General features: G+C 40.4%; 9 protein-coding genes. 5 read left to right on the forward strand and 4 right to left on the reverse strand.

All coding sequences use genetic code 11. The features are described 5' to 3' along the window. Nucleotides 1-5 precede the first annotated feature (5 nt). Together ACNAV8_RS03340 and ACNAV8_RS03345 are read left to right on the forward strand one after the other, a co-directional pair. Nucleotides 6-2,132 (forward strand): AAA family ATPase, encoded by a 2,127-nt coding sequence (locus tag ACNAV8_RS03340; RefSeq protein WP_415777209.1) that lies wholly within the window; start codon nucleotides 6-8, stop codon nucleotides 2,130-2,132. A gap of 3 nt (nucleotides 2,133-2,135) precedes the next feature. Then, nucleotides 2,136-5,231: a type I restriction endonuclease subunit R gene (locus tag ACNAV8_RS03345; protein ID WP_415777210.1), complete on the forward strand. Its 3,096-nt coding sequence runs from the start codon at nucleotides 2,136-2,138 to the stop codon at nucleotides 5,229-5,231. Between the two features lie 51 nt (nucleotides 5,232-5,282). Here ACNAV8_RS03345 and ACNAV8_RS03350 read toward each other — a convergent pair whose 3' ends face one another. Beyond that, nucleotides 5,283-6,497, reverse strand: coding sequence for a pyridoxal phosphate-dependent aminotransferase (locus ACNAV8_RS03350; RefSeq protein ID WP_103855498.1), 1,215 nt, complete (start codon nucleotides 6,495-6,497; stop codon nucleotides 5,283-5,285). A gap of 208 nt (nucleotides 6,498-6,705) precedes the next feature. On the opposite strand from ACNAV8_RS03350, the gene ACNAV8_RS03355 reads away from it, so the two are divergent. From ACNAV8_RS03355 to menH, 3 genes are read left to right on the forward strand one after another with little or no spacing between them, the layout of a single operon-like run. Further along, complete coding sequence (locus ACNAV8_RS03355; protein ID WP_415777211.1) at nucleotides 6,706-7,980, forward strand: isochorismate synthase; 1,275 nt, start codon at nucleotides 6,706-6,708, stop codon at nucleotides 7,978-7,980. A gap of 30 nt (nucleotides 7,981-8,010) precedes the next feature. After that, a complete protein-coding gene (gene menD, locus ACNAV8_RS03360) occupies nucleotides 8,011-9,717 on the forward strand; it encodes a 2-succinyl-5-enolpyruvyl-6-hydroxy-3-cyclohexene-1-carboxylic-acid synthase (RefSeq protein WP_415777212.1) in 1,707 nt (568 codons plus the stop codon). Nucleotides 9,718-9,732: 15 nt separating this feature from the next. Next, nucleotides 9,733-10,488 (forward strand): 2-succinyl-6-hydroxy-2,4-cyclohexadiene-1-carboxylate synthase, encoded by a 756-nt coding sequence (gene menH, locus ACNAV8_RS03365; RefSeq protein WP_415777213.1) that lies wholly within the window; start codon nucleotides 9,733-9,735, stop codon nucleotides 10,486-10,488. Between the two features lie 81 nt (nucleotides 10,489-10,569). Here menH and holA read toward each other — a convergent pair whose 3' ends face one another. From holA to leuS, 3 genes are read right to left on the reverse strand one after another with little or no spacing between them, the layout of a single operon-like run. After that, nucleotides 10,570-11,607 (reverse strand): DNA polymerase III subunit delta, encoded by a 1,038-nt coding sequence (gene holA / locus ACNAV8_RS03370; protein WP_415777214.1) that lies wholly within the window; start codon nucleotides 11,605-11,607, stop codon nucleotides 10,570-10,572. Then, a complete protein-coding gene (locus ACNAV8_RS03375) occupies nucleotides 11,607-12,107 on the reverse strand; it encodes an LPS-assembly lipoprotein LptE (protein ID WP_103855501.1) in 501 nt (166 codons plus the stop codon). Before ACNAV8_RS03375 ends, holA begins: the two co-directional genes overlap by 1 nt. Before the next feature lie 49 nt (nucleotides 12,108-12,156). Further along, the gene (gene leuS / locus ACNAV8_RS03380) at nucleotides 12,157-14,739 is read right to left on the reverse strand and encodes a leucine--tRNA ligase (RefSeq protein WP_415777215.1); all 2,583 of its coding nucleotides are present in this window, start codon (nucleotides 14,737-14,739) and stop codon (nucleotides 12,157-12,159) included. Between the last annotated feature and the right edge of the window lie 142 nt (nucleotides 14,740-14,881).

A 14,881-nucleotide genomic window follows, 5' to 3' on the forward strand; every position in this document is an offset into this window, starting at 1 on the left:
TCATTATGAAAATAAACTTAACTTCAAAAGCATTTTTTGAAGATGAAGAGATCCAATTTGATAAAAAAATTAATTTTGTCTTTGGGAAAAATGGATGTGGTAAATCAACCATTGCTTCACTAATCAAAGAACAACATGACTCAGGGTACGATGTAAGAATATTTGATGGATTTGAAGGGGTTGTTAGTGAAAATAAGAGACTAGAAACCGTTATTCTCGGTGAAGAAAATGCCAATATTGATAAAGAAATTAAAGAAAATGAGCTTGAAATTAAAAAGATAGAAGAACAGATTGAAGAGATTAATGAAAATATTACTAAATCAGAAAAGCAGCCTGAAAACCTATGCTCTCAATACAATGAGAAAGAAAATAAAGTAAAAGAACAGCGGGGGAAAATTGATAATTTTTGCAGAAACTCAGCCAAAACGATTAAAGATGATATTAGAAGAATTGCTCCAACAACTTACGATATTAATAGCTTTAAATTAGATATTCAAAATGCTAAGTCCTTGTCCACCGATGAAATCCAAGAACTTAACGCACTACTTAGGTCAGAACTTAAAAAAGCAAAAAAAATTGAAGCACCATGTTGTGATTTAGAAAAAATTTTGTCAGACGTTAATAGTATTTTGTCAAGCAAAATAGAAGAAGCAAAAATCATACATAGACTGGACACTGATTCAAAAAAAATTTTTGCAGAGCAAGGATTAAAAATACATAAAGCAGGTGATCACTGTGCTTTTTGTAATGGGATAGTTCAAGAAGATATATGGCAAGAGCTTGATACATACTTTTCTGTAAACAAATTCAAAGAGATTCAAGATACTATTCAAAGAAAAATAAAATACTTAGAACAAGTAAAATCAGCATATGATAATATCAAAATAAACACAAATGAATTCTATTCCTTGCACTCAAATAAGGTAGAGATAGTATCTAATAAAATTAATAAACTCAAAACAGATACTCTGAGATTTATAGATAGCTTAATATTAGAATTGACTAAAAAGAAGGATAGTTTATTCTCTCCAAGCAATGAATTATCCTTAGCGATTCCTAATGATATTAATCATTGCATTCAAGAATATAATGAATTGGTCAATAAAAATAATAATAATAACCTACAAGAGGAACAAGAGGAAGCTAGAAAAAAACTACGTTATCATGCAGTAAAAGAGCATCTTGATGATTTTCATTATGAAGTTGAATGTAATGAGTTTGAAAATAGACAAAAAAACTTTGATAAAGTAAAACAAGATTTTGAAAAAGAAAAGGATAAAATAAGAAAGCTACAAGAACATATTGAAGTATTTAAGAAAAAAATTACTGCTCTTCAAGCTAGCACTCGCAATGAAAAAATTTTAGTTAGGAAAGTTAATAAAAAACTGGCTTCACATGCTTCTTTTGAACTTGTTCATCAAGAAGATGGCAATGAATATAAGATCAAATGTCTACTGACTAATCAAGAACGCAATGTTGATGAACTTTCTACTGGAGAGAAAAATATCCTTGCTTTTCTTTACTTTATTGAGAAATTAGCAGAAGCTGATAACAAAAAATGTATTATTTTTGACGACCCAATGAACTCTAATGACGATACATTTCAGTATGTAATTATTGAGACCTTACAAAGGTTAGCCCAAAAACTCAATGGAGAAAATAAATTAATTATACTAACACATAACGCTCATTTTTACTTAAATGTAAAATATGGATTTGATAATAAAAGGGAAAGTTACTCTAAAAATAACTTTATTAGGCTAGAAAAATTAGATAGAAAAGTACAAATTAAGCATATAGAAAGTAAGCAAGATGATTTTAAAACTAATTATGAATCTCTTTGGTTGGAGTTGGAGGTGTTATTTCTAAACGATGATATTAAAGAAACCATGATATTAAACCCAATCAGAAGAATTATTGAGACTTATACTAAATTTAACGGATTTAGCTTGACTGAATTCTATTCAGATATCTCTGGAGCAAAAAAACTATTTGATGTGAACTCACATGCTATAGACGATCTTGAAGCAGAGTTAAATGGAAAAACAAAAGAAGATATCTTAATATTAATGAAAGAATGTTTTAAGAAAAATCATTCCTTAAAACATTTTGAACAATACTGGAAACGTTAAATTATGCAAACAGAAACCACCCCCATCGCCGAAACCCCGAAATTCATTATCCTTGATGAATACGAAAAAATCGAACAGCCCAGCCACTACCAAAGCGAGGCGGATTTGGAGCGTGAATTTATCGCCGACCTCGTGCAGCAAGGCTATGAATTTCGCCAAGACCTCACCACCAATGACAAACTTTTGGCAAATGTGCGCGAGCAACTACAACGGCTTAATGAAGTGCGTTTCAGTGATGAAGAATGGGTGCGTTTTGTGGCGGAGTATCTTGATCCACCTGCTGAAACCCTTATTGATAAAACCCGAAAAATTCACCACGATTATATTTATGATTTCGTGTTTGATGATGGGCGAATCCAGAACATTTATCTAGTGGATAAAAAGAACATTCAGCGCAACCGCTTGCAGGTGATCCAACAGTTTGAGCAAACAGGCACGCACGCCAACCGCTATGATGTAACGATGCTGGTGAATGGCTTGCCACTGGTGCAAATTGAGCTAAAAAAACGCGGGGTGGCGATTCGCGAGGCGTTCAATCAAGTGCATCGTTACAGCAAAGAGAGCTTTAATACAGAAAATTCCCTGTTTAAATATTTGCAGATTTTCGTTATTTCCAACGGCACCGATACGCGCTACTTTGCCAACACCACCAAGCGCGATAAAAACAGCTTTGATTTTACGATGAATTGGGCACAGTCCGATAATGAACTGATTAAAGATTTAAAAGATTTTACCGCTACTTTTTTCCAAAAAAATACCCTGCTCAATGTGCTGTTGCATTATTCCGTTTTTGATATTAGCAATACGCTTTTGATTATGCGGCCTTATCAGATTGCTGCCACCGAACGTATTTTGTGGAAAATCCACAGCACGCATCTAGGCAACAACTGGAGCAAGCCCGAAAGCGGCGGTTTTATTTGGCACACCACAGGCTCGGGCAAAACCCTCACCAGTTTTAAAGCCGCACGCCTTGCCACGGAATTAGATTTTATTAGCAAAGTGTTCTTTGTGGTGGATAGAAAAGATTTGGACTATCAAACCATGAAGGAATATCAGCGTTTTTCGCCCGATAGCGTCAATGGTTCCGACAGCACCGCTGGCTTAAAACGCAATATTGAAAAAGATGATAATAAAATCATCGTGACCACCATTCAAAAGCTCAACAATCTGATGAAATCAGAAGACAACTTGCCGATTTACGGGCAGCCTGTGGTGTTTATTTTTGATGAATGTCACCGTTCACAGTTTGGTGAAGCACAGAAAAATCTTAAAAAGAAATTTAAAAAATTCTGCCAGTTTGGTTTCACCGGTACGCCGATTTTTCCTGATGAATATGACAACGGTGTATTAGTAAAAAAAGGAAATGCCTTAGGTGCAGAAAGCACGCAAAGCGTTTTTGGTAGTAAATTGCATTCTTATGTCATCACCGATGCCATTCGTGATGAGAAAGTGCTGAAATTTAAAGTGGATTATAACGATGTCCGCCCTAAATTTAGAGCTGTGGAGCAAGAGCAAGATCTTAAAGAACTCTCCGCTCTTGAAAACAAACAAGCCCTTCTGCACCCTGAGCGCTTAAAAGAAATTGCTCGTTATGTCTTGAAACACTTTAAACAAAAAACCCACCGCCTCAATGCCTCAGGCAAGGGCTTTAATGCGATGTTTGCCGTAAGCAGTGTGGAGGCCGCCAAACATTATTATGAGATTTTTAAGCAGTTACAAAGTGCGGTAGAAAATCCGCTAAAAATTGCCACCATCTTTTCTTTTGCGCCCAATGAAGCGCAAGATGCCATTGGCGATATTGAAGATGAAAACTTTGAACCCACGGCGATGAACAGCTCTGCCAAAGAATTTTTGCAGGCAGCTATTGGCGACTATAATGCTATGTTCCAAACCAATTACGGTGTAGACAGCAAGGAATTTCAAAACTATTACCGTGACCTTGCCAAACGGGTCAAAAATCAAGAAATTGATCTGCTGATTGTAGTGAGCATGTTTTTAACGGGTTTTGATGCGCCAACCTTAAATACCCTATTTGTAGATAAAAACCTGCGTTATCACGGGCTGATTCAAGCCTATTCACGCACCAACCGCATTTTTAACCGCACTAAAACCTTTGGCAATATTGTGACTTTCCGTGATTTAGAACAAGCCACTATTGATGCCATTACTCTTTTTGGCAATGCTAATACTAATACCGCAAATGTGGTGCTAGAACGTAGTTATCAGGATTATATGAATGGTTATGTGAATGATGCGGGTGAGCGAGTTCGAGGATATAAAGAAATTGTTAAAGAGTTGCAAACGAGATTTCCTGCTCCAACTGCTATAGAAAAAGAATCAGATAAGAAAGCCTTTGCGAAATTATTTGGTGAGTATTTGCATATTGATAATATTCTAAGAAATTATGATGAATATAATGCAATCACAGATAGTAGTAATTCTGGAAATCAAATTAATGAGGAAAATGGTGAATATGTAACATATCCTATTGTTCTGCCTGAGAAAATCCGTCAAGACTATCTTTCTACTTATAATGATATTCGTGATTGGAAGCGCCAACAGACTGATGGGAATAGTCAAGAAAGATTAAATATTGATTGGAGTGATGTGGTTTTCGAGGTTGATCTATTAAAATCACAAGAAATTAATTTAGATTATATTTTAGAATTAATTTTTAATGAAAATAAGAAAACCGATAATAAACCTGATTTAATTAAAGAAGCACGCAGAATTATTCGTTCCAGTGTAGGACATCGAGCCAAAGAAAGTTTAATTATTGACTTTATTCAGCAAACTGATCTTAATAGCATTCCTGATAGAGTTGAAGTTATAGAATCCTTTTATAAATTTGCCCAATTAGAACAAGAAAAAGAAGCGAATGAACTCATTAAGAATGAAAAACTTAATGAAGAAGCTGCAAAACGCTATATTTCAACCTCTTTAAAACGTGGCTATGCAAGTGAAAATGGTACAGCACTAAATGAAGCGCTACCAAAACTTAGCCCTTTAAATCCGCAATATAGAACGAAAAAACAAGCTGTCTTTAAAAGGATTGCTGCTTTTGTAGAGAAATTTAAAAATATTGGAAGGAAAATTTAAACAGCGAAAACATAAAAAACGCCAGTACTCACTGGCGTTAAAATTCATATATTACTGACGATAATTAGCTAAAAAACGCCCTAACTTAGAAAGTGCATCTTCAATTTGATTCACATAAGGCAAGGTAACAATGCGGAAGTGATCTGGGGAATGCCAGTTAAAACCGCGTCCGTGGACTAATAACACTTTCTCTTGACGTAATAAATCCAGCACCATTTTTTCATCATCATAAATATTGAATTTTTTCACATCAATTTTCGGGAACATATAAAGCGCGCCCATTGGCTTAACGCAACTTACCCCTGGGATTTGATTAATCAGTTCATAAGCCTTATTGCGTTGCTCTAATAAACGCCCGCCTGGCAGAATAAATTCATTAATACTTTGATAGCCGCCTAATGCGGTTTGAATGGCGTGTTGCATTGGATGGTTAGCACATAAACGCATTGAAGCCAGCATATCCAAGCCTTCAATATAACCTTTTGCCTGATGTTTCGGGCCGTTTAAAATCATCCAGCCTTGACGGAAACCTGCCACACGATAAGATTTTGACAGACCATTAAAGGTAATAGTTAATAAATCCGGCGCAAGGGCAGCAATATGATGATGAACCGCATCGTCATACAAAATTTTGTCGTAAATTTCATCGGCAAAAATAATTAAATTATGTTCACGAGCAATATCCACAATGCCTTGTAATAAATCTTTGCTATACACTGCGCCCGTTGGGTTATTCGGGTTGATAATCACAATGGCTTTGGTGCGCGAAGTGATTTTGCTTTTAATATCCTCTAAATCAGGAAACCAATCTGCCTGTTCATCGCATAAATAATGCACCGCTTTTCCACCTGCAAGAGTGGCCGCTGCCGTCCATAATGGATAATCTGGCATTGGGATCAACACTTCATCATCATTATTCAGCAAGGCTTGCATTGACATCATTATTAGCTCAGACACACCGTTGCCGATATACACATCATTCACATTCGAGCCGTGAATCCCTTTTGACTGGTAATATTGCACAATGGCTTTGCGCGCAGAATATAAACCTTTGGAATCGCAATAGCCTTGTGCCGAGGGCAGATTACGCAAAATATCCACCAAAATTTCATCTGGCGCTTCAAAACCAAAAGGCGCGGGGTTGCCGATATTTAATTTTAAGATTTTATGTCCATCTTCTTCCAAACGCAGTGCTTCTTTATGCACTGGCCCACGAATATCGTAACAAACGTGTTCTAACTTGCTTGATTTAGGAAATTTTGTCATTGTTATTATCCTTTTGGTTGCCATATCAATAATGTTGCGCGCTGCTATCATTGGGGTAAAAAATTGCCGATAAAAATCGGCGTATTTCTCACCGCACTTTACGCTTATTTTGCAAAGATGAAAAGATTTTATAAAAAATTCTGCCAAAGTGCGGTAGAATTAGCCCTTATTTTTAACTGATTTTTTTGCCAAAAACAACGCTTTTTAAATGGATAATTTGCAATCAATTAAACAACAGCTGATCGAGAGAATTTCCCCTGCACTGCCTACGCAACAAGGGATCGCTTGCGTGCAGGCAGAAATTGAAACCGATCTCAATTTATTAAGCTGGTTAAAAGGGCAAAAAACCTATCCGCAGTTTTACTTGAATTTCCGCGATAGCCCCCAAGTTGTGACGGCTGTCGGGCAAGTGCGCGGCTTTTCGCAATTAAATCAGGCACAAGCCTTTATGCAACAAAGCGGTTATCCTTTATTGGGTGGCGTGCAATTTTATGGCGAAAGCCAATTTTTCTTGCCGCGTCTGTATTTGCAACAGCAAGAAAATAAGTTAAACATTCAGTTATTTATCGATCAAACAAAAGATATTGAGCAAGAACGCCAAGCCTGTTTAAACGCATTAAAAACCTTTGAAAAAAGCACCGCACTTTGCCCAATTCAACAATCCATTCATTTTGGAAAAAAACGGGCAGAACAAAATGAATGGTGCGAATGGGTGGAAAAAGGTTTACAGCACATTAAACAAGGCGTGCTGAATAAGATCGTATTGGCCAATGAAACCCTTTTCCAATCAGAAGGCAAACTGAACGCCTATGATTTTTTGGGCGAAAGTGAACGCTATAATTTCGGTTGCTATCATTTTCTTTTTGCCGAAACGGAAGAATGTATTTTTATTGGCTCCAGCCCTGAACGCCTGTATCAGCGGCAAGATTCACAGCTGCAAACTGAAGCCTTAGCTGGCACAGCGTTAGTGGGTGAAAATGCACAAGAAACCGAACAACAAGCGCAATGGTTGTTGCAAGATGAAAAGAATATTTATGAAAATCAATTAGTTGTTGATGATATTAAACAACATCTTGCCCCTTATAGCCAACACATTACGGTGTCCCCTTTGGGTTTAAAAACCTTGCGTCAGGTACAGCATTTAAGACGCCAAATTTCAGCGCAAATTTCCCCGGAATATGGCGATGATATTTTCTTAAACGCCATTCACCCCACCGCGGCTGTGGCAGGCTTAGGGCGCAACGAGGCGCTTGCTTTTTTACGCCAAACGGAAACCTTTGATCGCCGTTGGTATGCAGGGACATTGGGCGTAATGCAAAAAGAATGGGCTGAATTTTGCGTTGCCATTCGCTCTGCATTCATTGAGCAAGAACAAATTCGCGTTTTTGCCGGTGCAGGGATTGTTGAAGGCTCTATTCCCTTGTTAGAATGGCAAGAAATTGAGCGTAAAGCCTTAGGATTAATTTCTTTATTACAAGAATAAAAAGAACGGACAAAATAAACGGAGAACCCTATGTCAGTGAGTGTATTTAATCGTTGTTGGTCAAAAGTGATCTTGGAAACCCTTGTGCGCCAAGGTGTCAGCCATTTTTGCATTGCCCCCGGTTCTCGTTCTACTCCACTCACGTTAGAAGCGGCACGCCTTGAACAAGGTGGCAAAGCCAAATGCCATACTCATTTTGATGAGCGTGGTTTGGGCTTTCTCGCCCTTGGTTTAGCCAAAGCACATAAAAACCCCGTGGCGATTATTGTTACTTCTGGCACTGCGGTGGCAAATCTTTACCCTGCGGTGATTGAAGCACGCCAAAGTGGGGTTAATCTCATTGTATTAAGCGCTGATCGCCCGCCAGAATTATTAGAGTGCGGTGCAAATCAAGCGATTTTACAGCACAATATTTTTGCCGATTATCCTGTGGCAACGGTGGACTTACCGCGCCCTAGCCAAGATTACACGCCAAATTGGTTGATTTCGATTGTGGAACAGGCTTGTTATCGCCAAAGCCAGCACGCTGGTGTGGTGCATATTAATGTGCCATTTGCGGAGCCATTGTATGAAGCCAATGCAGATCAGATAGATCAACATTCTTGGCTTACGCCAATTCAACGTTGGCTAAGCCAAAATAAGCCGTGGCATAATCATCAAGCACCACAACGAGAAGTGGTAATGCACGAGCATTGGGATCATTGGCGCACGAAACGTGGGATCATCTTGGTCGGTAAACTACCACCAGAGCAATCTATGGGCATTCGCACTTGGGCTGAAACCCAAGGCTGGATTATGCTCACCGATATTCAATCGGGTGTTGAGCCAACCTTGCCTTATGCCGATATTTGGCTGGCAAATCAAACGGTTAAACAAAAACTGCTGGAAGCAGATATTGTGTTGCAATTTGGTTCGCATTTTATCAGCAAGCGCATTAATCAATTTATGGCGGCGTTTAAAGGGGAATATTGGATTGTTGAACCGTCCGATAATTCAGTTGATCCAAACCATCACGTGCACACTCGTTTTAATGGCAAAATTCACCATTGGTTACGCGCTCACCCACCGTTGCGCCAAAAACCTTGGCTACTTGAGCCAATCGCCCTTGCCAAGTTCTGCGCAAGCTTTGTGGAACAGCAAGTGGGGGGCAATTTGAATGAAGCCTCTTTAGCCCATCATTTGGAGCGTTTATTGCCGAACAATGGTCTGCTCTTTTTAGGCAACAGCCTATTTGTGCGCTTGGTTGATGCACTCACCAAACTGCCCGAAGGCTACCCTGTTTACACCAACCGTGGCGCAAGTGGCATTGACGGCTTGCTCGCCACCGCTGCAGGGTTAAGTCTAGGCTCAAATCAGCCTGTGGTTGCGATGTTAGGGGATACTTCTGCTCTATACGATCTCAATTCCTTAGCGTTGCTTAAAAAGGTGAACCAGCCAACCATTATTTTTGTTATCAACAATAACGGCGGCGCAATTTTCGATATGCTGCCTGTGGATGCGGAAATGAAAGATAAATTCTATCGTATGCCACATAATTTGGAATTTTCTCACGCAGCATCAATGTTTGATCTCAAATATGCGCGCCCTTACACTTGGGCCGATTTAAGCTCGGTACTGAAACAGGCTTATTTCCGCCGTGAAGCCACCTTGATTGAAATTAAGGTAAACAACAGTGATGGCAGCAATATTTATAAACGCCTGATTGAACAAATTAGTCACGCGGTGATTGGCGCATAAGATCTCAATAACAAAATGGCAACGCAACGTCCGCATCTGGTTTTTCTGCACGGGTTACTTGGCACAAAAGCCGATTGGCAAAAAATCATCGAAAAACTACCGCACTTTCCTTGCGTTGCTCTTGATCTTCCTTTTCACGGCGAAAACAAACAGCTTGCAGCCAAAGATTTTGCTCAAAGTGCTGAAATCTTAAGTGCGCAAATTCAAAGTGCGGTGCAAAATCAGCCTTATTTTTTAATCGGTTATTCCCTCGGCGGACGGCTTGCCCTTTACTATGCTTTGCAAGCAGAAGTGAAAAAAGGCAATTTACAAGGGCTGATTTTAGAAGGCGCAAATTTAGGGCTAACCTGTGAGCAAGAACGCCAACAGCGCTGGCAAAATGATTGTGATTGGGCAGACCGCTTTGCCACTCAGCCTGCGCATCAAGTGTTAGAAGATTGGTACCAACAACACGTTTTTTCTCACTTAACCGCTGAGCAACGCCAAGCTTTAATTCAACTTCGCCAAGCTAATTGTGGTGAGAATATCGCCCAAATGCTCAAAGCCACCTCCCTTGCCAAACAACCTGATTTTCGCCCACAAGTGCGGTCAAATTCCTTGCCAATTTTTTATCTGTGCGGTGAAAACGATAGCAAATTCCACCAAATGGCGGTGGAAAACGAACTGAACTTACATTTAATCCCGAACGCTGGGCACAATGCCCATCAAGAAAATCCACAAGGTTTTGCTGAGTGCCTACAAAAAATTCTAACCAAGATAGAAATAAACTAGAAAAATCAGCTAATTAAGTGAAAATTCATCAGATTTTAAGATAGCGACACTTTCTTAAAAACGCTGACTAAAGCTAAAAATTTAATGACAAATCTGCACAGATAAATCGGCCAATTTTTCCCACACATCATCACTAAATTCAAGTTTTACTATACGTTCTAATTCAGCGAGCTGTTGAATGATTTTATACAATTTGCGATAAGTTAAGCGTTGGATCGCTTGCAGAAAAAGCGGGCGGCGTGATTGCCAAATTTTGAGTTGATCAAACTGCTCACGCAATTTCGCGGTAGAAAGCAGTTGATCAATATTACTCATTCCTTGTTGTGGTTGAGTCAGTGTCAGCAGGGTGATTAGCTCGCGTTGTAAGGTGCGCAATAAAATCACAGGCTGGATTTCTTCTCCGCGCAATCCAGTTAGAATCCGTCTGGCACGCTGGCTTTTGCCCTCAAGCAAGGCATCTACCCATTGGAACACGGTAAATACGGAAGATTGCTCCACCACGGTTTGCAGGCGCGATAAGGTGATTTTATCCTTGGGATAAAGCAAGGCGAGCAGTTGTAAGGTTTGCTTTAAGGCAAGAAGATTATTTTCGTAGCTGTAACACAAAAGCTGGATTGCTTCTGGCTCAACAAAAATCTCTAAGGCTTTGCTGCGCCCTACAATCCAACGGGGTAGCTGTTCAATATTTGGTGTCTGACAATTGACAATAGAAAATTGCGCATCAAACTGATTGGCCTGCACAAACCAATCTTGCTTTTCCATTGGTTTGGTGAGCTTTGCTGTTTGTAGAATAAGCAACACGTCTTGATTTAATAAGCCAATTAATTCGGCTAAACGCTTTTGTAAAGGTGCGGTGAGATTTTCGGGAAAATTTAGCAATAAAATTTGACGGCTAAAAAACAAGCCCATTGATTGCACTTGTTCGTTTAAGGCGATCCAATCGGTGCTGTTATCCAGCGTGATTTCATTTTTTTCATCGAAACCTTGCTGTTTTGCCACAGCGCAGATGAGATCCTTGCTTTCTTGCAAAAGCAAGGGATCTTGCCCCACCAGACAATAAATTGATACCAATTTTTTCTCTAGCGAGGCACTCAGCTGATCAGCAAACAGACGTTGCATTATTGGCTTTTCACCTGCTGTTTTAACGCTACCATTTTGGTGATAAGCTGACGCGCAGCTTGTTCACGCATATCGTTCCAAATCACTTCTTTCTCGGCAGATTTCGCTAAGGCAGCGCGCGAGTTATCAAAGAAAGTGCGTGTAACTTGGGTGTTAATCGGATAACGTTGTTTATTTTTAAGCTGAACGCTGGCTTCCACTTGCAACACTAGCACTTTTTCCGCCTCACGCCCCTGTTTGAAAATGGACGCCACTTCGCTATTCTCACGAGCATTATTTAAGCGCAACACCACCACATCACCTTGCTCAACAAGCTGAATGTTATTGGCTCGCAACTGCTTGCGCATAGCAATCGTCATCGCATCATAAGGATCACTACTTTCTAAACGCAATGTTTTCATCTCTTGCGGAATTAATTCACCATTTTCAAAGTGGAAACCACAAGCCGTGAGCGTTGCCAACGCACCGACAAGGCATAATTTTTTAAGTAAATTCAACATAGTGTTTTCTCTTAATAATTCGCTCCACTCAATGAGTGGAGCGGTTGGATTATTTCGCGACAAAGCTAAATAACTTACCTGGTACATAGATGGTTTTTACAATGGTTAAACCGTCTAGGAATTTTTGTACATTCGGATCGGCAAGGGCGATTTCTTTAATGGCGTCTTCTGCCATATCCGCAGGCACAGTGATTTTCGCGCGTACTTTACCGTTTACTTGCACCACCACCAGTTTTTCATCATCAACCATTGCTTGCGCATCAGCTTTCACCCAAGGGGCAAAGTCAATGGCGTCTTGGTTGCCAAGCTCTTTCCATAATTGGAAACAAATGTGTGGGGTGATTGGGTAAAGCATTCTTACCACGGCATTTAAGGCTTCTGCCATTACCGCGCGATCTTGCTCATCGTCCAATGGGGCTTTGGTCAATTTGTTCATTAACTCCATTACCGCAGCAATCGCCGTGTTAAAGGTTTGGCGGCGACCAATATCATCACTCACTTTCGCAATGGTTTTATGCACATCACGGCGAAGCGCTTTTTGTTGGCTTGAAAGTGCGGTCGGATTTAGCGCAGTTTTTGCTGGATTTTTGCTGTATTCAAACACTAAATTCCATAAACGGCGTAGGAAACGATTTGCCCCTTCCACGCCTGATTCTTGCCATTCCAAGGTCATTTCCGCAGGGGAGGCAAACATCATAAACAAACGCACGGTATCCGCACCGTATTTTTCCACCATTTCTTGTGGGTCAATACCATTGTTTTTCGATTTGGACATTTTTGTCATTCCGCTATGGACTAACTCGCGTCCTTCATCATCAATGGCACGGATAATGCGTCCTTTCTCATCACGCTCAAGGGTTACTTTCGTTGGTGATACCCAAATGCGCTCGTTGGTGTCGCTGGTGTAATAGAAGGCATCAGCCAACACCATTCCTTGGCACAACAATTTATTCGCTGGCTCATCAGAGCTGACTAGCCCCGCATCACGCAATAATTTGTGGAAGAAACGGAAGTAAAGCAAGTGCATTGTAGCGTGTTCGATCCCGCCGATATACTGATCCACAGGCAACCAATAATTGGCTTCATCAGGGTTGAGCATTGCTTGATGAAAATCTGGGCAAGTGTAGCGCGCGTAATACCACGAAGATTCCATAAAGGTGTCGAAAGTGTCGGTTTCTTTCAATGCGGGTTGTCCGTTATAAGTGGTTTTTGCCCAATTTGGATCCGCTTTGATCGGGCTGCGCACGCCGTCCATTACCACATCTTCAGGTAACACGATTGGTAAATCTGCCAATGGGGCAGGCACAACTTCACCGTTTTCCAGTGTTAGCATTGGAATTGGCGCGCCCCAATAACGTTGGCGAGATACGCCCCAATCGCGTAAACGATAATTCACTTGGCGTTTGCCCACGCCCATTTTTTCTAATTTATCGGCGATGCCATTGAATGCGGCGTCAAAATCCAAGCCATCAAATTCTGCTGAATTGATCAAAATACCGTGTTCGGTGTAAGCCTGCTGTGATAAGTCTAACGGGCTACCGTCTGCTGGTGTAATCACTGGATAAAGTGGTAAATCATATTTTTTAGCGAACTCATAATCACGCTCATCGTGTGCTGGCACGGCCATTACCGCACCTGTTCCATAGTGCATTAACACGAAATTCGCCACCCAAACAGGCACTAATTTTCCTGTAATCGGGTGAATGGCGTGAATGCCCGTTGCCATTCCTTTTTTCTCCATTGTGGCAAGCTCAGCTTCCGCCACTTTCGTGTTTTTGGCTTCTTGAATAAACTGTGCAAGTGCGGGGTTATTTTGCGCTGCTTTTTCTGCTAATGGGTGCGCAGCTGCCACAGCAAGATAAGACACGCCATAGAAAGTATCAGGACGTGTGGTATAAACTGTTACGGTTTCATCAGAATTTTCAATGTTGAAAGTTATTTCCACCCCTTCCGAACGCCCGATCCAGTTGCGTTGCATCGTTTTCACCATTTCTGGCCATTCTGGCAGATGATCTAAACCACCCAATAATTGCTCGGCATAGTCGGTAATTTTGATAAACCATTGTGGGATCTCTTTTTGTTCCACTGGGGTATCACAACGCCAGCAACGCCCCTCGTGGACTTGCTCGTTCGCTAACACGGTTACATCATTCGGACACCAGTTTACGCTAGAGCTTTTTTTATACACCAAGCCTTTGCGATAAAGCTCCGTAAAGAACCATTGCTCCCATTTGTAATATTCAGGTTTGCAAGTGGCAATTTCACGATCCCAGTCAAAACCAAAGCCCAAAATTTTGAGCTGATTTTTCATATAGTCAATATTTTCGTATGTCCATTTTGCTGGCGCAGTTTTATTTTTCACCGCCGCCCCCTCTGCTGGCAACCCGAATGCGTCCCAACCCATCGGCTGTAACACATTTTTACCATTCATTCGTTGATAACGGGAAACCACATCGCCAATGGTGTAATTGCGAACGTGCCCCATATGCAGGCGACCTGATGGGTAAGGGAACATTGAAAGACAATAATATTTCTCTTTAGCAGGATCTTTCACCGCTTTAAATGTTTTATTTTCAGCCCAATATTTCTGAACTTCAGGCTCAATCAAATCGGGACGATAATGTTCTTGCATAAAATTACCTTTAAAAATTATTAAAAAATTGACCGCACTTTGCCCATTTATTACGGCGATTTTAGGCGGCATAGATGAATAAGAAAATGTGGTATAGGATAGCGTAAAATGGGGGAAATTGATAGAACTTTAAATAGCCCCA

The organism is Avibacterium endocarditidis (assembly GCF_965138825.1).
In the GTDB taxonomy this organism is placed as follows: Bacteria; Pseudomonadota; Gammaproteobacteria; order Enterobacterales; family Pasteurellaceae; genus Avibacterium; species Avibacterium endocarditidis.

Coding starts and splice junctions, on each gene's coding strand:
- leuS (WP_415777215.1), bottom strand. CDS start 14,739: ATGCAAGAACATTATCGTCCCGATTTGATTGAGCCTGAAGTTCAGAAA.
- ACNAV8_RS03350 (WP_103855498.1), bottom strand. CDS start 6,497: ATGACAAAATTTCCTAAATCAAGCAAGTTAGAACACGTTTGTTACGAT.
- ACNAV8_RS03345 (WP_415777210.1), top strand. CDS start 2,136: ATGCAAACAGAAACCACCCCCATCGCCGAAACCCCGAAATTCATTATC.
- menH (WP_415777213.1), top strand. CDS start 9,733: ATGGCAACGCAACGTCCGCATCTGGTTTTTCTGCACGGGTTACTTGGC.
- holA (WP_415777214.1), bottom strand. CDS start 11,607: ATGCAACGTCTGTTTGCTGATCAGCTGAGTGCCTCGCTAGAGAAAAAA.
- menD (WP_415777212.1), top strand. CDS start 8,011: ATGTCAGTGAGTGTATTTAATCGTTGTTGGTCAAAAGTGATCTTGGAA.
- ACNAV8_RS03340 (WP_415777209.1), top strand. CDS start 6: ATGAAAATAAACTTAACTTCAAAAGCATTTTTTGAAGATGAAGAGATC.
- ACNAV8_RS03355 (WP_415777211.1), top strand. CDS start 6,706: ATGGATAATTTGCAATCAATTAAACAACAGCTGATCGAGAGAATTTCC.
- ACNAV8_RS03375 (WP_103855501.1), bottom strand. CDS start 12,107: ATGTTGAATTTACTTAAAAAATTATGCCTTGTCGGTGCGTTGGCAACG.